Annotated in this window: 24 protein-coding genes and 1 other annotated feature; of the genes, 10 read left to right on the top strand and 14 right to left on the bottom strand. The window is 45.1% G+C overall.

Features of this window, described 5'->3' with window-relative positions; translation table 11 throughout:
- Positions 1-10: 10 nt before the first annotated feature.
- Genes dltB through ACFVP7_RS21090 form a run of 3 tightly spaced genes read right to left on the bottom strand, consistent with a single transcriptional unit; the run spans position 11 to position 2,873 of the window.
- The gene (gene dltB, locus ACFVP7_RS21100) at positions 11-1,198 is read right to left on the bottom strand and encodes a D-alanyl-lipoteichoic acid biosynthesis protein DltB (protein WP_003227327.1); all 1,188 of its coding nucleotides are present in this window, start codon (positions 1,196-1,198) and stop codon (positions 11-13) included.
- Positions 1,195-2,706 carry a D-alanine--poly(phosphoribitol) ligase subunit DltA gene (gene dltA / locus ACFVP7_RS21095; RefSeq protein WP_338731515.1) on the bottom strand — a complete coding sequence of 504 codons (1,512 nt, stop codon included), beginning with the start codon at positions 2,704-2,706 and terminating at the stop codon, positions 1,195-1,197. The genes dltB and dltA overlap by 4 nt, the downstream gene beginning before the upstream one ends.
- Positions 2,707-2,723: 17 nt before the next feature.
- Positions 2,724-2,873, bottom strand: a complete 150-nt coding sequence (locus ACFVP7_RS21090; RefSeq protein WP_003227330.1) for a teichoic acid D-Ala incorporation-associated protein DltX — start codon at positions 2,871-2,873, stop codon at positions 2,724-2,726.
- 149 nt (positions 2,874-3,022) lie between these two features.
- Here ACFVP7_RS21090 and ACFVP7_RS21085 point away from each other — a divergent pair, with 149 nt between their 5' ends.
- From ACFVP7_RS21085 to ACFVP7_RS21060, 6 genes are all read left to right on the top strand, one after another.
- Complete coding sequence (locus ACFVP7_RS21085; RefSeq protein WP_003227332.1) at positions 3,023-3,157, top strand: hypothetical protein; 135 nt, start codon at positions 3,023-3,025, stop codon at positions 3,155-3,157.
- 163 nt (positions 3,158-3,320) lie between these two features.
- Positions 3,321-4,256, top strand: a complete 936-nt coding sequence (locus ACFVP7_RS21080; protein ID WP_216995614.1) for a 1,4-dihydroxy-2-naphthoate polyprenyltransferase — start codon at positions 3,321-3,323, stop codon at positions 4,254-4,256.
- A gap of 141 nt (positions 4,257-4,397) precedes the next feature.
- Positions 4,398-5,030, top strand: coding sequence for a GTP pyrophosphokinase YwaC (ywaC, locus tag ACFVP7_RS21075; RefSeq protein WP_003244564.1), 633 nt, complete (start codon positions 4,398-4,400; stop codon positions 5,028-5,030).
- 129 nt (positions 5,031-5,159) lie between these two features.
- Positions 5,160-6,353 (top strand): MFS transporter, encoded by a 1,194-nt coding sequence (locus ACFVP7_RS21070; RefSeq protein WP_338731512.1) that lies wholly within the window; start codon positions 5,160-5,162, stop codon positions 6,351-6,353.
- Positions 6,354-6,359: 6 nt separating this feature from the next.
- Positions 6,360-6,743, top strand: a complete 384-nt coding sequence (locus ACFVP7_RS21065) for a carboxymuconolactone decarboxylase family protein (RefSeq protein WP_019712843.1) — start codon at positions 6,360-6,362, stop codon at positions 6,741-6,743.
- Positions 6,744-6,789: 46 nt separating this feature from the next.
- On the top strand, positions 6,790-7,650 hold the full coding sequence (locus ACFVP7_RS21060; protein WP_237698055.1) for a helix-turn-helix transcriptional regulator: 861 nt from the start codon (positions 6,790-6,792) through the stop codon (positions 7,648-7,650).
- A gap of 47 nt (positions 7,651-7,697) precedes the next feature.
- Here the strand turns inward: ACFVP7_RS21060 and ywaD are convergent, their stop codons facing one another.
- The 3 genes from ywaD to ywaE form a co-directional block, all read right to left on the bottom strand.
- Entirely contained in the window at positions 7,698-9,065 is a 1,368-nt protein-coding gene (gene ywaD / locus ACFVP7_RS21055) for an aminopeptidase YwaD (protein ID WP_338731508.1), read from the bottom strand.
- 155 nt (positions 9,066-9,220) lie between these two features.
- Positions 9,221-10,462, bottom strand: a complete 1,242-nt coding sequence (gene tyrS / locus ACFVP7_RS21050; protein ID WP_072175347.1) for a tyrosine--tRNA ligase — start codon at positions 10,460-10,462, stop codon at positions 9,221-9,223.
- Between the two features lie 41 nt (positions 10,463-10,503).
- Positions 10,504-10,718: a binding site (T-box leader), on the bottom strand.
- The gene (gene ywaE, locus ACFVP7_RS21045) at positions 10,713-11,228 is read right to left on the bottom strand and encodes a tyrZ transcriptional regulator YwaE (protein WP_163117041.1); all 516 of its coding nucleotides are present in this window, start codon (positions 11,226-11,228) and stop codon (positions 10,713-10,715) included. Its footprint overlaps the feature before it by 6 nt.
- A gap of 150 nt (positions 11,229-11,378) precedes the next feature.
- On the opposite strand from ywaE, the gene ACFVP7_RS21040 reads away from it, so the two are divergent.
- Together ACFVP7_RS21040 and ACFVP7_RS21035 are read left to right on the top strand one after the other, a co-directional pair.
- Positions 11,379-12,092 carry a TIGR02206 family membrane protein gene (locus ACFVP7_RS21040; RefSeq protein WP_160832080.1) on the top strand — a complete coding sequence of 238 codons (714 nt, stop codon included), beginning with the start codon at positions 11,379-11,381 and terminating at the stop codon, positions 12,090-12,092.
- A gap of 109 nt (positions 12,093-12,201) precedes the next feature.
- Positions 12,202-13,062 (top strand): glycosyltransferase family 8 protein, encoded by an 861-nt coding sequence (locus tag ACFVP7_RS21035; protein ID WP_103803644.1) that lies wholly within the window; start codon positions 12,202-12,204, stop codon positions 13,060-13,062.
- A gap of 50 nt (positions 13,063-13,112) precedes the next feature.
- On the opposite strand, the gene sacY is transcribed toward ACFVP7_RS21035, so the two are convergent.
- From sacY to epr, 3 genes are all read right to left on the bottom strand, one after another.
- Positions 13,113-13,955 (bottom strand): transcription antiterminator SacY, encoded by an 843-nt coding sequence (sacY, locus tag ACFVP7_RS21030; RefSeq protein ID WP_003244589.1) that lies wholly within the window; start codon positions 13,953-13,955, stop codon positions 13,113-13,115.
- Between the two features lie 53 nt (positions 13,956-14,008).
- Complete coding sequence (gene sacX, locus ACFVP7_RS21025) at positions 14,009-15,388, bottom strand: SacY negative regulator SacX (RefSeq protein ID WP_003243800.1); 1,380 nt, start codon at positions 15,386-15,388, stop codon at positions 14,009-14,011.
- Between the two features lie 427 nt (positions 15,389-15,815).
- A complete protein-coding gene (gene epr, locus ACFVP7_RS21020) occupies positions 15,816-17,753 on the bottom strand; it encodes a minor protease Epr (protein ID WP_163117043.1) in 1,938 nt (645 codons plus the stop codon).
- A gap of 227 nt (positions 17,754-17,980) precedes the next feature.
- Here epr and celB point away from each other — a divergent pair, with 227 nt between their 5' ends.
- Entirely contained in the window at positions 17,981-19,312 is a 1,332-nt protein-coding gene (celB, locus tag ACFVP7_RS21015; protein ID WP_089172691.1) for a PTS cellobiose transporter subunit IIC, read from the top strand.
- 49 nt (positions 19,313-19,361) lie between these two features.
- Here the strand turns inward: celB and glxA are convergent, their stop codons facing one another.
- A complete protein-coding gene (glxA, locus tag ACFVP7_RS21010) occupies positions 19,362-19,742 on the bottom strand; it encodes a glyoxalase GlxA (protein ID WP_163117044.1) in 381 nt (126 codons plus the stop codon).
- Positions 19,743-19,862: 120 nt separating this feature from the next.
- Here glxA and ACFVP7_RS21005 point away from each other — a divergent pair, with 120 nt between their 5' ends.
- Positions 19,863-21,053 carry a class I SAM-dependent rRNA methyltransferase gene (locus ACFVP7_RS21005; protein WP_021480945.1) on the top strand — a complete coding sequence of 397 codons (1,191 nt, stop codon included), beginning with the start codon at positions 19,863-19,865 and terminating at the stop codon, positions 21,051-21,053.
- A 33-nt stretch (positions 21,054-21,086) separates the two neighbouring features.
- On the opposite strand, the gene ACFVP7_RS21000 is transcribed toward ACFVP7_RS21005, so the two are convergent.
- The 4 genes from ACFVP7_RS21000 to ACFVP7_RS20985 form a co-directional block, all read right to left on the bottom strand.
- A complete protein-coding gene (locus ACFVP7_RS21000; RefSeq protein WP_015385004.1) occupies positions 21,087-21,284 on the bottom strand; it encodes a YwbE family protein in 198 nt (65 codons plus the stop codon).
- A 33-nt stretch (positions 21,285-21,317) separates the two neighbouring features.
- On the bottom strand, positions 21,318-22,517 hold the full coding sequence (locus ACFVP7_RS20995; RefSeq protein WP_396582850.1) for an MFS transporter: 1,200 nt from the start codon (positions 22,515-22,517) through the stop codon (positions 21,318-21,320).
- 102 nt (positions 22,518-22,619) lie between these two features.
- Entirely contained in the window at positions 22,620-23,297 is a 678-nt protein-coding gene (locus ACFVP7_RS20990; RefSeq protein WP_003227371.1) for a CidB/LrgB family autolysis modulator, read from the bottom strand.
- The gene (locus ACFVP7_RS20985) at positions 23,279-23,665 is read right to left on the bottom strand and encodes a CidA/LrgA family holin-like protein (protein WP_003227375.1); all 387 of its coding nucleotides are present in this window, start codon (positions 23,663-23,665) and stop codon (positions 23,279-23,281) included. Before ACFVP7_RS20985 ends, ACFVP7_RS20990 begins: the two co-directional genes overlap by 19 nt.
- Between the last annotated feature and the right edge of the window lie 19 nt (positions 23,666-23,684).

Raw genomic sequence — 23,684 nt, 5'->3', positions numbered from 1 at the left:
CTAATCTCCTTTAATGGTGGTGATGAAATGGTTTTCCTGAGAAAATGTAAAACCCGAAGCAAACGAAATGGAATGTGATCACAATAGCGAGAATGGTTGTCCAGCGGTTGGACGGCAGCCATTTATATTTCTTATTCCACTTCTCGAAAAAGTTGTAACACGTCATCAGCACGGCGTGATAGAGGCCGTAAATGATATATTGCGGCGCGAGCCCGTGCCAAACCCCCATCAGCATAAACAGCAGGAAATACCCGATGTTTGAGACGGCCATACGGTTTTTGATCCACTTTTTCTTAGTCATCCAAAATACGAATCTCATAAACACATAATCTCTGAACCAAAATGACAGAGACATATGCCAGCGATTCCAGAAATCTTTAATATTTTTACTGATAAATGGTTTATTAAAGTTTTCTGGTGATTTAATGCCCATAATGTAGCTGACCCCGACGGCAAACATCGTGTAGCCGGCGAAATCAAAGAATAAATACATGCTGTAGCCGTACATGTACAGCAGGTTCCCAAGAATCTTATTGTGCGTGATTGCGGGAAGATTCATGATGAAGTACGTATTGATCGCGTAGCCGATAATAAATTTATACAGGAAACCGATGAAGATTTTATGGATTCCCGTATACAGCAGGTCGGCGTATTCTTCTTTCGTCCAAGCCTTCTGTTCATCCTTGACGAACCGGCGGTATCTGTCGATCGGGCCGGAGGAAATCGTCGGGAAAAACAGGATGAAATACAGCAGGCGGTGCAATGGCAGCTGTTCTTTCAGCAGTCCGTCTCTTGCTTCCATAATCAGCTGAACGCCTTTAAAGGTTAAATATGAAATCCCTAAAAAGCTGATCAGGTTATGCGGCGGATGATGCGGCTGCGGGTGTGAAAGAAACGGCCATATTTTTGACAGAAATAAAGGCAGAATAGACGCGATAACAGCCCCGCAAAAGACAAAGCCGCTGTTCGCTTTCTGCCGGTATGCCAGATAGCCGCTGATCAGGAGCACCTGCCATATTGTAAACAGGCACAGCGCGATGACCCCGTGTAAGTCGTGCGAAAAAATTAAAGCCAATATAATGATAGATATGAACATGTTGTATGCTTGAAATCTTTTTCCGTTTAAGCCGAGAATGATCGTCGGCAGAAGAAGAATGCCAAGCAGTATAAAGAATAAAAACGAGCTGTAAGGCGTCATACAAGAACCTCTTCGCCAATGCGTTTTCGGTCAATTTTGCCGTTAGCCGTCATTTGAATGTGATCCTGATAGATAAATTTTCTCGGGATCATATATGCCGGAAGAGAAGCGGCAAGCTCTTTTTTAATAGCGCTTGTCAGCTGGAATTCCTTCTCGAACTCATGCTCCTCAGGCACAATAGCAGCGATCAGGTACTCAACTGTTCCGTTTGGCTGATAAGGAATCACGACAGCAGAGCGAACGTACTGTGACTGTCTGACATGGAACTCGATTTCCTCCAGCTCCATTCGATAGCCGTGAAGTTTAATCTGAAAATCCAAACGTCCTTGGCAGAAAATCTGACCGTCTTGAATAAAGCCGGCATCGCCAGTTCGGTATGCCCACTGGCCTTCATGAGAGAAAAACGCTTTTTCCGTCAGCTCTGGCTCACCAAGGTAGCCTCGGCTTACACTCGGCCCTGCAATGACGATTTCTCCTTTTTCTCCATCAGGAAGCGGCTGTCCCTCTTCATCCATAATAAAAATGTTCATATCTGGTTTGGCGAAGCCCACTGGAAGCGATTCGCTGCGGCTGATGACGTCATCCGTAATTTCAACAGATGTGACAGCCACTGTCGCTTCAGTCGGGCCGTACGTATTAAAAATCTTCGCTTTCGGAAAACGCTCAAGCAGCGCTTTTGCCACAGAAACCGGAAGAACCTCTCCGCAAAACATAAATGTGTCCGCATGAGGCAGCAGATCCTGTGAAAAACCCGGATCCATCAGGCACATTTGAACAAAGGAAGGTGTTGATGTCCACACATTCAGCCCGGACTTCTTCAGCTCTTCAAATAAGACTTTCGGCTTGTTCACAGCATCCTTTGTCACGCAATGTAAAGTCCCGCCTGATTGAAGGCACGGATATAGGTCCATGACAGACAAATCAAATGAGAACGGTGCTTGGTTTAAAAATATTTTTCCTCCGCTGACTGGAAAGTCTGCACAAATCCAGTCTGTGAAGCTTTGAAGATTCGCAGCGGAAATCTGCACGCCTTTCGGATTTCCTGTGCTCCCGGAAGTGTAAATGATATAAAACGTTTCGTGTTCCTTAACCCATTGATCTTGGCTGACAGAGCCGCCTTCGTTTTCCAGCAGTTCTTCCGCAGAAACTGTCTGAATCTGCTGGCCGACTGCATTAATTGAGAGTCCTGCTGCATGGATCAGCAATTCTGCTCCAGAGCTTTCGATAATTTTCGCAATCCGTTCAGGCGGAATAGACAGGTCAACCGGAATATAAGGATGTCCCGCTTTGACACTTCCCAAAAAGGAAACAAGCATGTGCGGCTCCATGTGGCCGTACACAAGGATAGGAGATTTCTTTTCCCCAGAAATGCGTTTTTGGATCGCGGCAGCCGCGCGGTCAGACTGCTCCCATAATTCCTGATACGTGAGCGACTGGCCTTGAGAGCGGAAGGCATCGGTTTGCGGATAAGTTTCCGCATGTGTTTGAATAGCATGTAAAAGTTTCATAGTTATTCTCTCTCCAATTAGAAATCGTTATAAATATATGAACCGGTATTCGCGGTGTGAAAACCATACATAAAAAACAAAACAAGCAGTATCATCAAATAAAAGCCTGTATGACATGTCCACTTGACAGCGGGTTTTTCATACAGCTGTTTCATTAATTGCAGCATATCAAAAATTCCCTTCCCGTTTTTTCGACAATCACATGAGTATTTGACGATCAGATGCTCAAAAAGTTTCATTTTTTCCCTAATCTCCCTCAAATTAATATATCGGCGTATGTTTTTGAAAATGAATCTTTATACCTGCAAGGGCAAGAATGGAATGTTTCGAGCTGATTCATAATAAAGGAAAAGATACCTGGAGTCAAAAGATCTTTTTAACTTTTAAAAAGTGTAATGTACTTAAAAAAATTTTTCTGTACCTGTTCGTTCAAGTGAAAGCAGAAACCTAATGAAATCGGGGCGGAAGCGTATAATAAGAAAGAAAACGCCTTCTTGCGGTATCTTGTGAAATAGGGGAGAAGTCATTATGATAGATAAGGAAGCAAAAAAAGGAGTTTTTATCAAGCTGCCGGCTGAAAAAAAGTAAGCCTTTTAATAGAAAGGAAGAGGAAGATGAACCAAACAAATAAGGGTGAGGGTCAGACAGCGCCGCAAAAAGAAAGCATGGGGCAGATCCTTTGGCAGTTAACCCGTCCTCATACGTTAACCGCATCGTTTGTGCCTGTGCTGCTCGGAACCGTTTTGGCGATGTTTTATGTGAAGGTTGATCTGCTGCTGTTTTTGGCTATGCTGTTTTCTTGCCTATGGATCCAGATCGCGACGAACTTATTTAATGAATACTATGATTTTAAACGCGGGTTAGATACAGCAGAATCAGTCGGAATCGGAGGGGCAATTGTACGCCACGGAATGAAGCCTAAAACGATTTTGCAATTAGCTCTCGCATCATACGGGATTGCCATTTTGCTCGGTGTCTATATTTGTGCGAGCAGCAGCTGGTGGCTTGCGCTGATCGGCCTTGTCGGCATGGCGATCGGCTACCTGTATACAGGCGGGCCGCTGCCGATTGCGTACACGCCGTTCGGTGAATTATTCTCAGGCATTTGCATGGGTTCGGTGTTTGTGCTGATTTCGTTTTTCATTCAGACAGATATGATCAACACGCAAAGCATTTTGATTTCCATCCCGATTGCGATTCTTGTCGGCGCGATTAACCTGTCGAACAACATTCGTGATATTGAAGAGGACAAAAAAGGCGGCCGCAAAACATTGGCGATTTTGATGGGGCATAAGGGAGCTGTTACTCTGTTAGCTGCGTCGTTTGCCGTCGCTTATATCTGGGTTGTCGGCTTGGTTATTACCGGTGCCGCAAGCCCATGGCTGTTTGTCGTCTTTTTAAGCGTGCCTAAGCCGGTTCAAGCAGTGAAGGGCTTCGTCCAAAAAGAAATGCCGATGAATATGATTATCGCAATGAAATCAACAGCCCAAACAAATACATTTTTCGGATTCCTGCTCTCGATCGGATTATTGATCAGCTATTTCCGATAATAAAAAAGACCGCTCGTTTCGTGCGGTCTTTTTTTGTTACAATCGACCGCATTTTGTAAAAAAATTCATAGAACCTTGCAGCAGACAGGGACGTCTAGTACATGGACAGCGGATAAAGTTCCGTTAAAGGAGATGACGAAAATGGATTTATCTGTAACACATATGGACGATTTAAAAACAGTAATGGAAGATTGGAAAAATGAATTATTAGTTTATAAATTTGCGTTAGATGCGCTTGATACAAAGTTCTCAATTATCAGCCAGGAATATAACCTCATTCACGGACACAACCCGATTGAACATACAAAATCCCGTGTTAAAAGCTTTGAAAGCATCGTGAATAAGTTAATGAGAAAGGGCTGTGAGATTACGACGAAGGAAATGAAGGAGCATATTCACGACATTGCCGGCGTGCGCATCATCTGTTCCTTTATTTCTGACATTTATAATGTCGTGAATGTGTTGAAGCAGCATGAAGATTTGAGAATCGTAAAGGTAAAGGATTATATCCAGACACCCAAACCGAATGGCTATCGAAGCCTGCATTTAATCATTGAGATGCCTGTGAATTTAACGAACCGTGTGGAATACGTCAAAGCAGAAATTCAAATCCGGACAATCGCGATGGATTTCTGGGCGAGCCTTGAACATAAAATTTATTATAAATTGAACAATGACGTTCCTAAGCAATTAACAGATGAGCTGAAGGAAGCCGCGGAGATTGCCCATTACCTAGATGAGAAAATGCTGGGGATTAAGAAAGAAGTGGATTGATAACAAAAGCGAAGCCTGACAGGGTTTCGCTTTTTTTCTTTGCTTGCTAGTACTTTTTATACCAGTATAAACTCACTTCTGTTTCCATGATTGAACCTGCTTTATCATGCATGAAGAAAGGAGGTAAACATGAACCATTCCATTTCATTATCGAGAGGTTTGATTTTTCTTATAGCGGTGACTAGCGGGTTTACGGTAGCTAATGTCTATATCAATCAAACATTGCTTGTCAGCATGGCAGGCACGTTTCATGTGACGCCGGCACAGGCTGGGATGATTGCTACATTGGCGCAGATTGGCTATGCGGCGGGGAACCTTCTGCTTGTTCCATTGGGAGATCTTTTTGAACGCCGCCGCTTAATTGTGAGCCTGCTATTCTTAGTGGGGGTTTGTTCGGCCGCTTCAGCGTTAGCTGTAAGCTTTTCTTGGCTAGTCATCACAAATTTATTATTGGGATTCTTCACGATTATTCCTCAAATCCTTGTGCCGTTTGCGGCAGGTTTAGCAAATGACAGGAACAGAGGAAAAGTACTCGGAAACGTAGCCATCGGCTTGGTTTGCGGAATTTTAGGGGCGAGAGTGGTCAGCGGGGCGATAGATGCCCATTATGGCTGGCGGGTAATGTATTGGATTGCCTGTGCAGCAGCCGTCATCATTATGTTGATCATTCACTTCTGCTTTCCGAAAAGCAAAGGGACACATGCATTTCATTACGGAAAACTCATTTCTTCATTATTTCCGCTTTTGATCAAGGAGAAAGTGTTAAGAAAAGCATGTGTAAACCAAGGCTTCATGTTCGGCGCTTTCAGTTTATTTTGGACGACGTTAGTGTTTATGGTGAGTGAACCTCCATTTTCGTTTGGCAGCCAGAATGCCGGAACAATCGGTTTGGTGGGAATTGGCGGGGCTTTTGCAACTCCGCTGATCGGCCGGATTATTGATCAAAAAGGAGCTGCTTTTTCCAACAAGCTTTGTATGTGTTTTACCTTATTGTCATTTGTTTTATTAATGGCAGGCCAGACTTCATTGATTGTGATTGTATTGGGCGCTTTATTCATCACCATGGGCATTCAGGCGAATCAGGTGGCGTGTCAGGCGGAGATTTTCCAATTGTCGGCTGAAATGAGAAGCAGATTGAATGGCCTCTTTATGGTCAGCACGTTTTTAGGCGGCGCCTTGGGATCGTATGCAGGAGGTGCAGTCTGGATGCTGTTTCATTGGAACGGTGTTTGTATTCTGGGGATGATCATGGTCGGTATTGCCTTCAGTTCAAGGATTACCATAAATCGTACTACTAAAAAAACGATATTCGAAGGGAGATAGAAGCTGGTGCGAACAAGTGAACGTTATAAAAAAGGGTTAGATATTCTGAAACAAATTGATGAGGAGAACTATGAAGCGATCGTGGACAATTTTAAACATTCCATCGCTCCGGACCTTGGTGTGCTTGCCGTGGAGTTTAACTACGGTCAGATTTTTTCAAGACCAGGTCTTGATCTGAAATCCAGATTATTAGCAACCGTTGCTGGATTGACTGCATTGGGCAATACCCAGCAGCTGAAATTCTATATTAACGGAGCCCTGAATGTCGGATGGACACAAGAAGAACTCATAGAAGTCATGATGCAGATGATTATTTACTCAGGTTTCCCGAATGCACTGAATACCATTCTTCCTGTGGCCGCTGAAGTATTTGCAGAACGAAACAAATAATATAAAAACCTTCTCCTTTTTATGTAGAATACTAATAGGAAATTCTATGCAAAAGGAGAGTGTGTATGTGGACAGTATGGCAGAAAAACGGAAAGAGCTAGGGGAGTTTTTAAAACTGAAAAGGGCACAGCTTTCTCCGCAAGAGTTTGGATTGCCTATGGGCACCAGAAGGAAAACAACAGGCTTGAGAAGAGAGGAATTAGCCCAGCTGTCCGGTATAGGTGTCACATGGTACACATGGCTGGAGCAGGGAAGGGATATTCGGGTATCGACACAGGTACTGGAAAGCATATCGAGAGTGCTCAAATTGAATTATGAGGAAAAACGTCATGTCTTTCTGTTGGCTGGCCATCATGTTCCTTTAGATGATCAGGATGAAGATAATAAGAGCCTTCCTCTGGCTGTGCGGCACTTTATTGATCATTTAACCAATTGCCCTGTTTATGTGACTGACGAAAAGTGGGACGTTATTGCTTGGAACACAGCAGCTTGTGCTGTGTTCGGCAATTTTGGCCAAATGGGCAGTAAGGAAAGGAATGCCATATGGCGATGTTTCACCTCGAAGGAGTATCGGGATCTGCTTGACGACTGGGAAAGCCACGCCAAAAAACTTATCGCACAGTTTCGATCGACAGCCAGCCGGTTTCTTGGGGAAGCATGGATAAAAGAGCTGATCGATGAGTTAACTGAAAGAAGCCCCGAATTTAAAAAATGGTGGAACCACCACGAAGTATTAGGCACACACGCAGGAGAAAAAGTACTTCATCACCCGGCAGCCGGAAAAATGGTGATGGAGCATATGACATTACAAATATATGACTCTCCTGATTTGAAACTGACCATTTATCGCCCGTTAGAAAAAGAAAATACAGTTGATAAACTGAAAGCTTTACTTATAGACGGCTAAACAGCTGATTATTATAAAAAAAGACGGCACCCAAGTGCCGTCTTTTTTTATTTGATATCTTCAAAAATGTCAGTTGCTTTGGCCTTCATTTGTTTCTTAATGGTTTTCGGTTTCTTCTCTTTTTTCACAGCCTCATAGACAGCGGCTGTCACAAGATCGCCTGCTTGCTGGAGGCGTTCTTTGCTGATATATTCGATCGAGTCTTCAGGGGTATGATACCACGGCTCAACTTCTTCTGTTTCCGGGTCTCCCCAAATAAAGTTGGCGGAATCAATGCCGGCTTCGTGGAATGGCACATGATCAGATGATCCTCCCTGTGTCAGAGACAGGCTGTCAAACCCAATTTTTTCAGCAGCCGTACGGCTGGATTCCCAAACATAGTTAGATTGGCCATCCAATGTGTTGACATACAGCTCAGACGCTTTTTCCCAGCTTGTGCCTACCATATCTAAGTTGAAGTTCACTTCGCTTCGTTTCAGCTCTTTTTCTGATAGATGATCTACATAGTGAGAGGAGCCGAGCAGGCCGAGCTCTTCGGCGCCGAAAGCGATAAAGCGGATTTCTTTATCAGATGGAACGCTTTTTAAGACACGCGCCATCTCCAGCATAACAGAGGTTCCTGAGCCGTTGTCATTTGCTCCGGGTGAAAAAGGAACACTGTCGTAATGGGCCGTCACGTACACAATGTCTGGATGTTTGATGTTCTTTGGTTTTTTGATTCCGATGATATTCTGGGAGGTTTGGTTTGTGAATGCTTTTAGTTTTAAGGTGGCTTCTTTTTGCTGGGTAAGTGCTTCACCGTCTTCTTTCTTAATGCCGACGACCGGAATGCCGACTTTATTTCCCGACAGGTTTGGCGTCATAGGCACGAGGCTTTCTTTGTTGTTATAAATGATGACAGCTTTTGCTCCGGCGGCTTCGGCATTTTTGGCTTTCTCGTAATAAGTCAGGTCTCCTCTGGAAATTAAGGCGATTTTGCCCTTGGCGTCAGCGGTAAAGTCCTTTTGATAGCCCAATCCCGCATTGTAAAGCGGGGCCGTCAGTCCTTGTTCCTCAGTCGGAGCTGAGCCGGACGCCGCTTGGAGAAGAATATCGCGTCCTGCTGAAGACAGTGTTCCCTCAAGCCGGTCAGGAATGTTGAATCGTTGAACCTTCACATCAAGCTTTAATTTTCTCAAGGATGAGGCGATCAATAGGGCGCTCTTTTTTTCAGCTGCAGTTCCGGCTATTCTGGGGCCGATTGCTTCACTTAGCTGAGAAATGGTAGAGTACGCATGCTTTGCTTTGAATGGAAGCTCGCGCTCGCTATTTGATATTTGTACAGCGTGCGCGGCAGGGGTGACACTCTGTGCCGGCAAGAGCAGTGTGCCGGCAGTTAAAACAGCCATCGTCATGACAGTCAAAAGCTTTTTCATCAAAAATAAACCTCCCCTAAATGTATGGTTGGGGAATATTTCGGGATGCTAAAGGAGTTTCCTGCAAGATGGAGAGCGTTTTTGAAAAGACAGTGCTTTATACCTGCAAAAAAACGCTTATGAATGAAGGGTCATAAGCGTTTCGGAATATCAGACTATTGGAGCTTTAAAAACTTGCGTTTGCCGACTTGGATGATCATATTCTCTCTTATCTCTGCTTTGGCGTGAACATCTGTTACTTTCTCTCCGTCGATGCGTACACCGCCGTTTTGAATCATGCGGCGCGCCTCGCTCTTCGAAGAGAGGAGCTTTAGCTTGACGAGCAGATCAATCATCGCTATCGTTTTTTCGCCTTTCCAGTTTACGGCCGGTATATCTTCCGGCAGGCTGTTTTCCTGAAAGACTGTTTTAAACGAGTGTTCGGCAGCTTCTGCTGCTTTCTCTCCGTGATACATTCGGACGATTGTTTTGGCTAAAAGCATTTTGGCATCACGCGGATGAACGGCGCCGGTTTCTAAGTCTTTCACGAGCTGTTTTTTCTCTTCAAGCTCTAAGTCTGTCGCCAAGTGGATGTATTTTTTCATCAGGCTGTCGGGCAGTGACATCGTTTTTCCGTACATGTCGTTTGGATGTTCGTTAATGCCAATGTAGTTGTGTTTCGACTTCGACATTTTCTCGACGCCATCCAAGCCTTCCAAGAGCGGCATCAGGATGACGACTTGTTTTTCTTTGTTGTATCGTTCTTGAAAATGCCGCCCCATGAGGACATTGAAATGCTGATCCGTTCCGCCTAATTCAATATCACTTTCGAGAACGACAGAATCATATCCCTGCATCAATGGGTAAAAGAATTCATGCAGTGAGATTGGTTTTTGCATGGCGATGCGTTCTTCAAAGTCGTCGCGCTCCATCAGGCGGGCTACCGTTATTTTCCCTGCTAATTCAATGACATCTTCCAGATTCAATGTTTTCAGCCATTTTGAGTTATAGTGAAGCTCGACTTTTTCTGGATCAAGCACTTTTCCGAATTGCTCAAAGTAGGTTTTGGCATTGTGCTGAACTTCTTCATCAGTCAGTTGCTTTCTGGCTGCCGATTTTCCGGTCGGATCACCAATTTTTCCTGTGAAATCCCCAATTAACAGCTGGACAATGTGGCCGTTTTCTTGAAATTGGCGAAGCTTATTTAACACAACCGTATGGCCCAAATGTACATCCGGTGCAGACGGATCTAATCCGAGCTTAATTTTAAGCGGCGTGCCTGTGGAAATTGATTTCACGAGCTTTGCCTTTAATTCCTCCGGCGGTATGACTTCGTGGGCGCCTGTCATGTATAGCTGAAGCTGTCTTTCTACCTCTTTTTGCTGTGACGCTGTGAGCTGCTCAAATGTTCTCATCATTTTTCCTCCTTTTTTACAAACACAAAAAAGAGCCCATCCCGATAAGGGACGTGGCTCAATGCACGCGGTACCACCCTGGTTGAAGACATCGTCTTCCGCTCATTCGAATAACGGTTTCCCGTTCTTTGCTACTTTTAAGGTTCACAAAGAAAGCTCGGGGAGGTAATTCACGTTTGCTGTGTGCCGGCTCGCACCTTCCGCCGGCTCTCTGAAACAGGGAGACAAACCGCTACTGGATTCCCGTCAAAGCTTATGTTGTATGAAGATTGTCAGCTACCTTTCTAAGCAGCTCTGTCAATATTTTCTGTTCGTCCTTCGTCATTCCCGCAATGAGCTCTGTTTCCCCTTTGTGAAACTCCGGGTAGAGTTCTTCGATCGCTTGTTTGCCGGAATCGGTGATAGAGACAAACACGAGTCGCCGATCTCTTGTGTCGATGCTTTTACGGCAAAAACTCTTTTTTTCGAGCGTTTTGATCACGTTGCTTGCTGTAGCTGTAGATATCCCTGACAGCTCAGCGATTTTTCTCGTTTCGAGCGCTCCCCATACCCATAGATCATAAAGAATGGAGAAAGCGGTCCAAGAAAGGTTATAGGAAGAAAGAACCTCAGTCTCCATTTTGACACGGAGCCTTTGTGCAGACCGATACAGATTCGTAGCGATCGAAATGGCTTCTAGGTTTAGTGACTCGACGGGCATTTGTTTGAGCTTAGAAAGTGTATCGTGTTCTTCCTTCCGAAGCTGCTGATGTTGATGTGAACGTTCCATTTTTTAGGCCTGCCTTAAATTATCAGAATCATTAGCTATGAAACGAATTGTAACAGAGTATGATGTGAACTTCAAGCCCATATATCGGTTGAATAAAAAAAGCCCAAACAACGCCAAAATAAACAAAAAACCGCAAACGGGGGTGCAGTTTTGCAAAAATATGTTCAATCCGTCTATAAACATGATCCGTTTCATCTATTTTCGACAGAGCATGTAGTGACGTTAGCGATTATCGCCCTTTTGGCCATTCTGCTGTTTTTGTTCCAAGAGAGGGTCAAGCAGCCGAGGGCCAGCCGGTTTTTGCGTTCTCTGTTTGTGTTTCTTTTGCTTGGTTCGCAAATCGGCTATCAAATATGGATGGTCGCCACGGGCAGGTGGTCGGTGCGCACTTCATTGCCTCTCCAGCTTAGTGACCTGTCGGTGTATTTGTCAGCTATTATGTTAGTGACAAAAAGCAGAAAGCTGTTTGTGTTTTTGTTTTTTGTCGGCATCGGCAGTTCGATTCAGGCTCTTGCCACTCCTGACCTCGGTATGTTTTCATTTCCGCATATCCGATATATCCTCTTTTTTATTTCTCACGGGTCTGTGTTTTTATCCTGTCTGCTGATGGCTGTGATTGGCACCTACAGAATGGGCCAGCGCTCGTTATGGGTGACAGTCCTGCTTGTTAATGTGTACGGCGTCTGTATTTTTCTGATTGATCGCTGGCTTGGCGCGAATTATATGTATTTGACGAAAAAACCGGGCGGATCCTCTCTCTTAGATGTTCTCGGGCCATGGCCATGGTATATCGTCTCGGCTGAAGCCATCACGGTCGCCAGCTTTTTCATTCTTTATTTGCTTTATCGCATCTTCAAAAAATGACACCTTTTTTGTTGTATCACACATTCTGTTTAAAAAAATGTCGGAGAACGTGTTTATTTTTTTGAAAAAGGGTATGTAACTTGTACAACAAAAAGGGAGATGAATACCATTGAGGAAAGATGAAATCATGCATATTGTATCATGCGCAGATGATAATTATGCTCGTCATTTAGGTGGGATGTTCGTTTCTTTATTGACTAACATGGATCAGGAGAGAGAGGTAAAATTATACGTCATTGATGGCGGAATTAAGCCTGATAACAAAAAAAGACTGGAAGAAACCACTTTGAAATTCGGAGTGCCGATTGAGTTTTTAGAAGTGGATACCAACATGTATGAACATGCGGTAGAGAGCAGCCATATTACAAAAGCTGCGTATTACCGCATTTCGATTCCCGACTTAATTAAGGATGAAAGCATCAAACGAATGATTTACATCGATTGCGATGCGCTTGTCCTAGAGGATATTTCTAAGCTATGGGACTTAGACATTGCGCCATACACCGTAGCCGCTGTTGAGGATGCGGGGCAGCATGAACGCCTGAAAGAAATGAACGTCACTGATACAGGGAAGTATTTTAACTCAGGTATCATGATTATTGATTTTGAGTCTTGGAGAAAGCAAAACATCACAGAAAAAGTCATCAACTTTATCAATGAACACCCAGACGAAGACTTTCTTGTGCTGCATGACCAAGATGCACTGAATGCGATCTTGTATGATCAGTGGTATGAACTTCATCCGCGCTGGAACGCTCAAACCTATATCATGTTAAAGCTGAAAACCCCACCGACTCTGTTAGGGCGGAAGCAATATAATGAAACGAGAGAAAACCCGGCAATCGTGCACTTCTGCGGCGGAGAAAAGCCTTGGAACTCCAACACAAAACATCCGTATCGCGATGAGTATTTCCATTACATGTCCTATACGAAGTGGAATACGATTGGGAATCCGGCGATCAACCAATAAATCAGATAAAAAAACGCTTTTGAGATGATCAAAAGCGTTTTTTATTTGCCTCAGCGTGCGACTGACCGTTGGTAGAACCGCTGAATATGCATGGCGATGTAGCACAATTCTTTTTCAGGAAACTCAAAGCCGTATTCCTTCTTCACAAAGGTGCCGATGCTTAGGGCACACAGGAAGGCATCCTTAAACTTCTCTTTAATGATGTCGATCATTTCTGCGTCCAGCTCGTAAATGGATTCGCCTGCTTTGATATGCTGAATGGCAAAGCGAAGATGGGTCACGAGCCTTTCATAAGAGATGGTATCTTCAACGATATTAATAGACAGTTGAATTTCGATAATCTCGATAATATCACGGATCATGGTTGTAATATCAAGCGTTTGTGTCATATCGCCAGCATTGTTTCTTGCTGTGTGGATATGCATGGCGATATTGCCGATTTCATCATCAGGAATGTGAATCCCCAGTTTATCTTTAATCAGTGCTCTGGCCCATAAACCGATCTGGAACTCCTTTGGATAAAGGACTTTAATTTCATTCAGCAGCGGATTTTTGATAACCATCCCATTGCTCAAGCGTTCAATCGCAAAAGAAAGATGGTCTGAAAAAGCGACATGAATGCGCTCGTTGATTTTGATGTTCAGCTCTTTTTCGGCATGAGAGATAATTTGTTCAGAAATCTGAATGTGGTCTTCAGGCAATGTTTCTAAAATCTCTTCGAACTGCTTATAGTCAGGTGTATCTTTTCTGATAAAGGTTTTTTCTATTTTTGACGGATCGACAATGTCATTCTTCTTTTTGTTAAACGCAATTCCTGCACCCAAGAGAATCTTCTCTTCATTTTGATCCTTTACGACGATAGCATTATGATTTAAGATTCTTTTAATTTTCATAGCTTTTTTGTCCTTTCATCCCCCGTTTTATGAATGAAAACGAATAAATCCAGTTATTCTGTCTCTTCTTTAAACCCGAGAAACAATGTAGCTATAAAAGCAGAGACGGCTGCGATCAAGAAACCGATCATATAATGAACAAAATTCGCGGCGCCAAACGGCAGCACAATTGAAATCATCGGAATGCCTGTCAGCCCGTAGGAATTTGCCACAACTTGTACCGCAACCACGTATGCTCCGCCAATAGCACCGCCGATGGCTGCTCCGATAAAGGGACGGATCAATTTGAGATTTACCCCGAATACAATCGGCTCAACAATGCCTAAAAACGCGGTCAGAGAAGCGGGGAGCGCAATTTTCTTCAGGCTTGATTGTTTCGTTTTGAGGAATACCGCAAGCCCCGCTCCGCCTTGGGCCACATTCGCCATCGACCATATCGGCACTAAAAAGTTGACACCGACATGCGGATTAGCAAGCAGCGTTGCCTCAATTGCATAAAAGCTATGATGCAATCCAGATAGGACGATGGTGGAGTAGATGCCGCCGAAAAGGGCTCCGGCGGCAATGCCGGCGTGATCATAGATATAGACGATCGATTGTGTCATGATCTGGCCGATGATGGACGCGGCGGGATTCATCACAATTAGCGCGAGGCACCCTGTAACCATGACCGTAATAAAGGGAATGATCACGACATCAAGCGACTTCGGCACAATCGATTTTAATAGCTTCTCAATTTTGCTCATGACAAAAACGGAAAGAAGAATCGGTATCATGGAACCCTGATAGCCCATCATTGGGATATGAAGCCCCCATATGTCTAAAGAAGACGGGGTTTTGCTGCCGAGCATAGACGGGTCCAGCAGATCAGGATGCGTCAAAAGCCCTGCAATCACTGCCCCTAGGTATGGGTTGCTGCCAAATTGCCGTGCGGCACTGAAGCCGACTAAAATCGGCAGTAAAATAAAGGCTGTGCTGGACACGAGGTCGAGCATTTTAATCCATGGGCTGCCGGCAGCGAACCAGTGAAACACCTTAATCATGCCGATCAGCCCCATGAGCAGGCCGCTTGCTGTTATTGCCGGAATAATCGGCACAAAAATATCGGACAGTGTTTTCGCAAAAGCTGCGGCAGGGTTCAGCTTCCGGCTGGCTTTTTTCTGGTGGACAGGCTCTTCAGAAGGCGCGGTCTCCCATACATGAACGACTTCTTTATATATTTTGTTGACGACGCCTGCTCCGAAGATAATCTGGAAAAGCCCATAGCGGAAAAAGGTGCCCTGCACACCTTGCAGGTTCTCAATGGCATGTATATCAATTTTCGTCTCGTCTTTTACATCAAAACGAAGACGGGTCGTACAATGGCTGATGCTGATAATATTGTTTTTTCCTCCTGCGAGCAGCAGTAATTCTTTTGCAATCTCTTTATGCAAACAATCAAAACCTCCTTTGCTGAAGAAAAGTCGGCTTGTTCATCGTATCAAATGAAAAGTTGACAATCAAAATGAAAAAAGTGAGAAATACCGGCTGAAAATGACAAAAATGCCCGCGTCGACGACGGAGCATGAGAATAGGGGGTTGTCCAAGGCGCCGTTATGAGCCCAACACGAAAAGAAGAGTTAAAATGCCCTGCTTTTTAGGCATTAATACTCCCTTTGCATCATTGGGTCTTGCCTGCCTGCCCAGTCACAATCCCGCCATATGTGGTGATAACTGTAATAACGTTCATTTTATGCTGTTCATGGCTGTATAGCAATAGTATGAAAAGCCTGTACAATGGATGGGAAAAAGGTTGTGTGTGATGTTCTTAGAATGTAAAAAACCTTTAAGACCTGGAATGCAAGTCTTAAAGGTTTTTGGTTACTTTTTCGGTTTGACGGCGTTCAGCCGTTTTTGCAGCTTTGTTTTTTCATGGGATGCTTTTAATTGATTCACTGCAGACTGAGCGGATGTCTTTGATTTCTTTGTTTTGTCTTTTTCCGCTTTCTTCACTTTTGCCTTGGCAGTTTCCACTTTTTTTGCTTCAGCCGCCGCCACCTTTTTCTTCACCTTGTCTAACCGTTTTTGCAATGCCGTTTTGTCCTTGCCTGCTTGAAGCTGATTGACGGCTGATTGTGCTTTTGCCGCATTTGCATCAGTTGATTTCTTTTCAGCCGCAGATACGGATTGCTGTGCCGTCTTCAAATTGGTGCTCTTCACTTTGTTAAGGCGTTTTTGCAGGGACGTTTTTTCTGAACTTGCAGGCAGCTTGCCAATTGCTGATTGTGCGCTGTCCACATCTGTTTTCTTTTTGCTTTTTTCCGCTTTCGCAACTTTGTCTTTCGCTTGCTTTGACGCGATGTAGCGTTTTACTTGGTCTAAGCGTTTTTGAAGGTTCTTTTTGTCTGTTCCGTTTGGCAGCTTGTTGATGGCAGTTTGTGCTGTATCAACGGTTTGCTGTGTTTTATATTTTTCTGCCTTTGCGACTTTGTCTTTCGCATCTTTTACATTTCTGTATGACTGTACTTTATCCAGTCTTTTTTGCAGGGCAGTTTTGGCGTTGGAGCCCGGCAGCTGGCTGACGAGTTCTCGCGCTTTGTTGATATCGGTTTGTGCTTTTGTTTGTTCCGCTTTTTTCACCGCTTGCTCTGCTGCCGCGTACGCTGAATCTGTTGCCTGTGCTTTATATTGGATTAAGCCGTAGCCAAATTGCTGATCGCGGCCTGCGGTACCAAGATCAACGCTGTTTTTCCGCATTTCCTCGCGAAGCTGGACGTTCGTCTCGGCAGAATCGCGCTGTTTTAACAAGGCAAACATGGCAGCGGCGTGCGGTGTCGCTTGGGATGTTCCGCTTCCCGTTGCATAATACTGGTTTAAGTAAGTGCTTGTGATGTTTGTCCCCGGTGCTGAAAATTCAACTTCATCTCCAGTTGTTGAGAAGGAGGCAAGCTGATTCTTTTCGTTTGTTGCTGAAACCGCAACGACACTGCTGTATGCCGCCGGATAATTCACTGGCTTGCCGTTTCCGTCGTTACCGCTTGCGGCAACAAGCAGAACGCCTTGTTCATATGCTTTGTCCACGGCGTCATGAAGGATTTTGCTGTCTGACGTCGTGCCAAGGCTCATATTGACGATGTCCATCCCGTTTGCGATCGACCAGTCAATTCCTTGGAGAAGACTTTGAAGATCCCCCGAGCCGTTCTGATCAAGCGCTTTAACCGCGTATATTTGTGCTTCCGGTGCGATGCCGTCAATTCCGTAGCCGTTATGCTTGGCTCCGATAATTCCTGCGACATGTGTTCCGTGGCCGTTATCATCTTTGTAAGAAGAGGTATAACTGACAGCTGAATACCCGCCGGCAATCGACAGGTCATCGTGGGGGGAGATTCCGCTGTCAATGACGGCAATTTTGATATTCTTTCCTGTCAGTCCTGCCTTCCAAGCCTGTTTCACCTGAATGGGCTCAAGGTTCCATTGCTCAAAGTTGTCAGAGGTGTCAGTGCCGTCTGACAGCACTTTGAAATCCGTGCTGTCTGCTGCGGTAAATGATACGTTGTTTTCTACATACAAAATATCAGGATCCTGCTTTAATTCTTTTACTGTCTCCTGGTCTGCTGTGACCGCTACCGCGGGAAGATGCTTATACTGCTGTTCAACATCAGCATCACTGTCCAGGATGGTTTCCTTTCCGGCCTTGTTTTTATAAACCACAATAACCTCTTTCTCGTTGCTGTTTTGCGCATGAGCGAGAGGGCCTATGGTGAGAAAACTGAAAAACAGAGTGACTGATACAACAAGTTTGCAAGACATGTTTTTCATGATTCATCTCCTTTTTCTATGATGTTTGATATATATATCGGAGAAAAAAAGAGAGATTAATAGTAAGAAGGAAAAAATTTTTCATGGGCAGGGTTGTTTAGCAAAATACAGATTTTTTCCGCAGGAAGAGGAAATTTTCCAAATGAATTTGTAAGCGTTTTCAAAATAAGATAAAGAAAACATTGCGGAGGTTGTTCACAAAGCAATGAGAAAAGGGGGCTTTTAAGATGAGCACATTCACTCGGGTGATGGAGGAAAAAATAATGCCTGTCGCCGGGAAAATTGCCGGGCAGCGGCATCTCAGCGCTTTGCGTGACGGAATTATCCTGACCATGCCGCTGATTATTATCGGGTCTGTCTTCTTAATTTTAACGAGCCTGCCGATTCCGGGGTATGCTGATTTCATGGCGAGTGTGTTTGGGAAAGAGTGGGCTGATAAGCTCGGATATCCTGTTAACGCATCGTTTGATATTATGGCGATGATTGCCGCTTTTGGGATCGCCTATCGGCTGGCAGAAAGCTATGGTGTCGATGCCCTTTCTGCCGGAGCGATTTCAATTGCCGCATTTCTGCTGGCAACGCCGTTTGAGGTGCCGTTTACACCGCATGGCTCAACGGAGTCCATCATGGTAGGGGGCGGAATCCCGATCACGCTGCTCGGCAGCAAGGGCTTATTTGTCGCCATGCTGATCGCCTTGTTTTCAACCGAAATCTATCGGTACATTATTCAAAAAAATATCGTCTTCAAAATGCCAGACGGTGTGCCGCCTGCGGTAAGCAAATCGTTTGTCGCGCTGATTCCCGGCTTTATCATTGTGTTTCTCGTGTGGCTGGCGCGCCTTCTGATTGAAATGACACCTTTTCAGAGTCTGCACAATGTCGTAGGAGACCTGCTTGGCACACCGCTTTCCATCCTTGGCGGCAGTCTCGGCGGAAGCCTGATCGCTGAATTTGTGCAGATGCTGCTTTGGTCGTGCGGGATTCACGGGGCTTCCATCATTGGCGGAATCATGGCGCCGATTTGGTACGGCGCGATGGATGCCAACCGTCTCGCCTTCCAAGCAGGCGAGGCGCTGCCGAGTATTTTTACGACTCAGTTTTTTCAAATTTGGATCAATGTCGGCGGAAGCGGAGCGACACTGGCGCTTGTCCTGACGATGCTTGTCCGATCTCGCAGCAAACAAATGAAGCAGCTTGGCCGATTAGGGATTGGGCCCGCGCTTTTTAATATCAACGAGCCGATCATTTTCGGCATGCCGATTGTCATGAATCCGCTCCTTATTGTCCCATTTATCATCGCACCGCTCCTCACGATTACCGCGACTTATATCGGCATGAGCACCGGGCTGGTGGCAAGACCGGCCGGAATCGCGGTGCCATGGACGATGCCGCCGCTCATATCAGGTTACCTGGCGACAGGCGGAAAGGTGTCGGGCGCCGTTATGCAGCTGGTAAATCTGCTGATCACCTGTGCCATCTACTATCCGTTTTTCAGAATATGGGATCATCAAAAATGGCGGGAAGAGAGTGCGGTTGAATCTGGGGATAAAAATGTGTAGTGATGTAAGTGTTTAAATAATAAAAAAGCAGCGTTATGCTGCTTTTTTATTACCGCTGAAAGAACTCAATCCACTCACCGTCAGGGCCTTCGATATAGAAATAACGGTATCCGTTTGGAAGTGTTGTGATCTCCTCGTCGATAAATTTTGCGTTCATTTTTTCCGCTTTTGTATATTCAGCCGCGATGTCATCAGTCAGCAGGGCAATGTGGTGCACTTTTCCTTCAGCGGGAAGCTCGCTGCTGTAGCCTTGAATCAGTTCAATTTCTGTTTCCGGGCCGTCTTCAAAGCCAAGAAAAGCAAGCTCGATTACACCGTTCGTGTGAGTGATGCGATCCTTCAATTTCATGCCGAGTACCTCTTCATAAAATGTGATGGACGCGTTAATATCTCTTACCATGATGCCTGTATGGTCAATTCGTTGTGCCATGCTGCTCCTCCTCGTAACTCTTTTTGTCTATCGTAGAAAAACCTTTCCTTTCTGTCAATGCAGACATCTTGGCGTTTTGTGGTACCATAAGAGAAAGCAAACGGAAAGAGGACGACATATATGAAGCTACTCACCCTAAAAAAAGCACACGCTGCCAAAATAAAAAAAGGCTATCCCCTTATTGAAAAAGAAGCTCTCGCAGGGAGTGCGGGGCACATGAAAGAAGGAGACCTCGTTGATATCGTGTCTGAGAGCGGCGGCGAGTTTCTCGCGCGGGGCTATTATGGCCTGCAAAACAAAGGGGTCGGCTGGACGCTTACCCGAAATAAACATGAACAGGTTGACCAGGCATTTTTTCTCACCAAATTAACAAAAGCGGCCCAAGCGCGCGCCAAACTATTTGAGGCTCAAGATACAACAGCTTTCCGCCTGTTCAACGGTGAGGGCGACGGTGTCGGCGGCGTCACCATCGACTATTATGACGGCTACCTGCTGATTCAATGGTACAGCAAGGGAATTTACACCTTTAAAGACATGCTGATTTCCGCATTGGATGAGATGGATCTTGATTATAAAGCGATTTACGAGAAGAAACGCTTCGACACAGCTGGACAATACGTTGAAGATGATGACTTCGTGAAAGGGAAAAGAGGCGAGTTCCCGATCATCATCCAGGAGAATGGCATTCAATACGCGGTGGATCTGAATGAAGGCGCCATGACGGGCATCTTTTTGGATCAGAGACATGTGCGCAAGGCGATCAGAGACCGCTATGCATACGGGAAAACCGTTTTAAATACGTTTTCTTATACGGGTGCATTCTCCGTGGCGGCGGCGCTTGGCGGAGCGGAGAAAACAACAAGCGTCGACGTGGCAAACCGAAGTCTGGCCAAAACGATCGAGCAATTCAGCGTGAACAAGCTGGATTACGAAGCGCACGACATTAAAGTGATGGACGTTTTTAACTATTTTTCATATGCTGCAAAAAAGGATTTGCGCTTTGATCTGATTATTCTAGATCCGCCTTCCTTTGCGCGCACAAAAAAACGCACCTTCAGCGCGGCCAAGGATTATAAAAACCTGCTGAAGGAAACGATCGCCATCACTGCTGACAAGGGTGTCATTGTTGCCTCTACAAACAGCAGCGCCTTTGGCATGAAGAAGTTCAAAGGCTTTATTGATGCCGCCTTTAAAGAAACAAATGAACGCTACACGATCATTGAGGAATTTACGCTGCCGGAGGATTTCAAAACGATTTCGGCATTTCCGGAAGGCAACTACCTGAAAGTGGTCCTTCTGCAGAAAAAATAATGAAAAAGCTGCCCTGTTCAGGGGCAGCTTTTTTTATGTAGAAATGATCTGCTGGACGCGGCCGATGCGGCCATCTTCAAGACGGACTTTAATGCCATGCGGATGAAAACTTGATTTCGTCAAAATATCCTTCACTGTCCCTCTCGTCAGTTTTCCTGTTTTTTGATCTGCTTTCAATACAATATCAACCTGCAACCCTTTCGAAATGCTGTTTCGCTCTTGCCCGTTCATAACGCACATCCTTTCTTTTGTTCATTATAGTCATTATGGTTTAAAAGTAACAGCCGGCTGATGAAGTGTATTTTTGTTTTTTTCAGTCTTCATTAAATATAATGTCAGGCCAAAGCCTGCTATGCTCAGAATGCCGAAAAGCAAGTAGACTGCGAAGATCGACACGTAGTCAAAAATGTACCCGCCTGCAAATGTGCAGAACCAGTTGCCGAACCCGTTGCCGATGGCGGCGTACATGGTCAGCGCCGTCGCTTCAACGTGTCTAGGGGTAATCTTTTTCACATATTGAAGCGCTGCCGGGATAAATAAACCGATGGCCACTCCCTGAAGAAAGACCGTCGCATAAATGATCCATAGTGAAGGCGCCGTGAAATAGAGCGCCCACCTGAATAATGAGACTCCGCCTGACAGCATAATGACGTTGAGCAGCCCCATTTTATCTATAAATGTTTGGGCGAATCTCATAAATGGAATTTCTGAAATGACACCGATGAAAAATAAAATGCCGATAGCGGAAAGTGACGCGCCGCTTTTGTCCAGAAAAAGACTGAAATACGTATTGTTCGCTAAGTTTGGAGCAAATGTCGTAAAGGTGATGATCATAAAGATGAGGAAAGTTTTGTTGCTGATAAGCTCCCGGAATCCTTTGCGGATATTGACCTTTGTTGTTTTCTGCTGGCCGGGCATTTGTGAAGCCAATATGGCAGCAATGCACAGAAAGGCACAGCCAAAGATAAAGATCACGTGAATGGGGTACAGCTGGTTCGTCACCTGTCCCATGGCAAACACCGCGACACCGAAGCCGAGAGAACCAAACAGGCGGATTCCGCCGTAGTTGCCGTTTGTTTCTTGTGTGTACCTTAGTGAAATGCTGTCCGAAAGTGGAATAATCGTGCTTTGAAAGGCTGCAAAACAGGCCGCAATCAAAATAAACAGAGGGAAACTGTCAAATGCAATATAGGCTAATCCAATGATGCCTGTGATTGATGTGCAAACCGCCAGCAGGCCTTTCGTTTTTTGCGTATAGTCGCTCAGCATGCCCCAAAACGGCTGAAAGAAAATCATCACAATCGGGCCCAGTGACATGATCAAGCCGACCTGTGAGCTGCTTAAATGCTGTTCCTTCGTTAAATACATACTGAGTAAGGGAATCATGCTGCCCGTACCGAGAAAAGCAAACAAATAAAATCCTTTTAACGCGGCGTAATGCCGCCTCACCTGCAAGTTGTGCATCAGGGTGCCTCCTTTGGTATCCACAAATACATTATATTGGAATTCGCCAGCTTTTCAATAAGGGGAAGCACATAAAAAAACTGCCCTCGAGAGGACAGTTTTTTACATAAATGAAAGTAAAAACGGCGCCGCGCAAAGCGTCATAATCGCAGCTAAGATCATCGACACACTGGAAATCGTGCCGGACACAGAGCTAAGCTCAAATGCCTTTGACGTTCCCGCTCCGTGCGCGCTTGTGCCAAGCAGCACGCCCCGCGCAATTTCGTTATCAATGCGGAAATAACGGATGACCATCGGGCCGATCACTGTGCCGAGCAAAGCGGTTAAAATCACAAACACGGCTGTGACGGCAGGCATTCCGCCGATCATTTCAGATACGTTCATCGCGATCGGCGTTGTCACTGATCTCGGGACGAGGCTGTCAATTAAGCCGGTGCCGAGGTGAAGCCATTTCGCAATAAGAGCGGTAGAAATAATCGCGATGCATGAACCAACGGCCACATTCAAAATAATTTCCACTGCGTATTTCTTTAAAACAGGGAAATATTTATATAGCGGGATCGCGAATGCCACGGTGGCCGGCTGTAGCATATCGGTCAGCAATCCGCCGCCGAGATTATAGGACTCGTACGGGACATTCACCAGCAGCAGCAGACCGACTAATACAGCGGGCGTCACCAATAGCGGCGACGTATAAACACGCGGAAAGCGTTGATATACCTTTTTTGCTCCTAAATACACCAAAACCGTTAAAAACAAACTTACAATTCCGATGAACACGTATGCTTTTTCTCCTTTCTCTTTGCAATGAGTTGTGTAAGCGTTCCTGTAGACACCATCACGACAAACGTGCTGATGATGACAACAAGCAGAATGCTGACACCAAATTTCGACATAATGTCTCCGTATTCAATCACTCCGACGGCAGACGGGATAAAAAATAAAAGCAGCTCCCCGAGAAGCCACGCTGCACCAAGCTCGATCCATTCAAGCTTGATAATGTTAAAGTGCAATAATGTGAAAAGAATCACAATCCCTATTATACTGCCGGGAATATTTATATGAAGAAGGGCTGTCACCCAATTAATCAGCCGAGCAAATATAAATAACAGAGCGATTTGAATAACGGTTAGCAACAGTTTTTTCATATTGATGCCTCCCTTATAT

Origin of the sequence: Bacillus sp. SG20033 (genome assembly GCF_044570195.1) — a bacterium.
In the GTDB taxonomy this organism is placed as follows: Bacteria; Bacillota; Bacilli; order Bacillales; family Bacillaceae; genus Bacillus; species Bacillus subtilis.
The sequence above is the reverse complement of the archived record's forward strand: the minus strand, read 5'-3'. Positions and strand labels throughout refer to the sequence as shown.

Excerpts from the sequence above, each read along its gene's own strand:
- dltB (WP_003227327.1), bottom strand. The coding sequence starts at position 1,198 with ATGACGCCTTACAGCTCGTTTTTATTCTTTATACTGCTTGGCATTCTT.
- dltA (WP_338731515.1), bottom strand. The coding sequence starts at position 2,706 with ATGAAACTTTTACATGCTATTCAAACACATGCGGAAACTTATCCGCAA.
- ACFVP7_RS21090 (WP_003227330.1), bottom strand. The coding sequence starts at position 2,873 with ATGCTGCAATTAATGAAACAGCTGTATGAAAAACCCGCTGTCAAGTGG.
- ACFVP7_RS21085 (WP_003227332.1), top strand. The coding sequence starts at position 3,023 with ATGGAATGTTTCGAGCTGATTCATAATAAAGGAAAAGATACCTGGAGT.
- ACFVP7_RS21080 (WP_216995614.1), top strand. The coding sequence starts at position 3,321 with ATGAACCAAACAAATAAGGGTGAGGGTCAGACAGCGCCGCAAAAAGAA.
- ywaC (WP_003244564.1), top strand. The coding sequence starts at position 4,398 with ATGGATTTATCTGTAACACATATGGACGATTTAAAAACAGTAATGGAA.
- ACFVP7_RS21070 (WP_338731512.1), top strand. The coding sequence starts at position 5,160 with ATGAACCATTCCATTTCATTATCGAGAGGTTTGATTTTTCTTATAGCG.
- ACFVP7_RS21060 (WP_237698055.1), top strand. The coding sequence starts at position 6,790 with ATGCAAAAGGAGAGTGTGTATGTGGACAGTATGGCAGAAAAACGGAAA.
- ywaD (WP_338731508.1), bottom strand. The coding sequence starts at position 9,065 with ATGAAAAAGCTTTTGACTGTCATGACGATGGCTGTTTTAACTGCCGGC.
- tyrS (WP_072175347.1), bottom strand. The coding sequence starts at position 10,462 with ATGATGAGAACATTTGAGCAGCTCACAGCGTCACAGCAAAAAGAGGTA.
- ywaE (WP_163117041.1), bottom strand. The coding sequence starts at position 11,228 with ATGGAACGTTCACATCAACATCAGCAGCTTCGGAAGGAAGAACACGAT.
- sacY (WP_003244589.1), bottom strand. The coding sequence starts at position 13,955 with ATGAAAATTAAAAGAATCTTAAATCATAATGCTATCGTCGTAAAGGAT.
- epr (WP_163117043.1), bottom strand. The coding sequence starts at position 17,753 with ATGAAAAACATGTCTTGCAAACTTGTTGTATCAGTCACTCTGTTTTTC.
- celB (WP_089172691.1), top strand. The coding sequence starts at position 17,981 with ATGAGCACATTCACTCGGGTGATGGAGGAAAAAATAATGCCTGTCGCC.
- glxA (WP_163117044.1), bottom strand. The coding sequence starts at position 19,742 with ATGGCACAACGAATTGACCATACAGGCATCATGGTAAGAGATATTAAC.
- ACFVP7_RS21005 (WP_021480945.1), top strand. The coding sequence starts at position 19,863 with ATGAAGCTACTCACCCTAAAAAAAGCACACGCTGCCAAAATAAAAAAA.
- ACFVP7_RS21000 (WP_015385004.1), bottom strand. The coding sequence starts at position 21,284 with ATGAACGGGCAAGAGCGAAACAGCATTTCGAAAGGGTTGCAGGTTGAT.
- ACFVP7_RS20995 (WP_396582850.1), bottom strand. The coding sequence starts at position 22,517 with ATGCACAACTTGCAGGTGAGGCGGCATTACGCCGCGTTAAAAGGATTT.
- ACFVP7_RS20985 (WP_003227375.1), bottom strand. The coding sequence starts at position 23,665 with ATGAAAAAACTGTTGCTAACCGTTATTCAAATCGCTCTGTTATTTATA.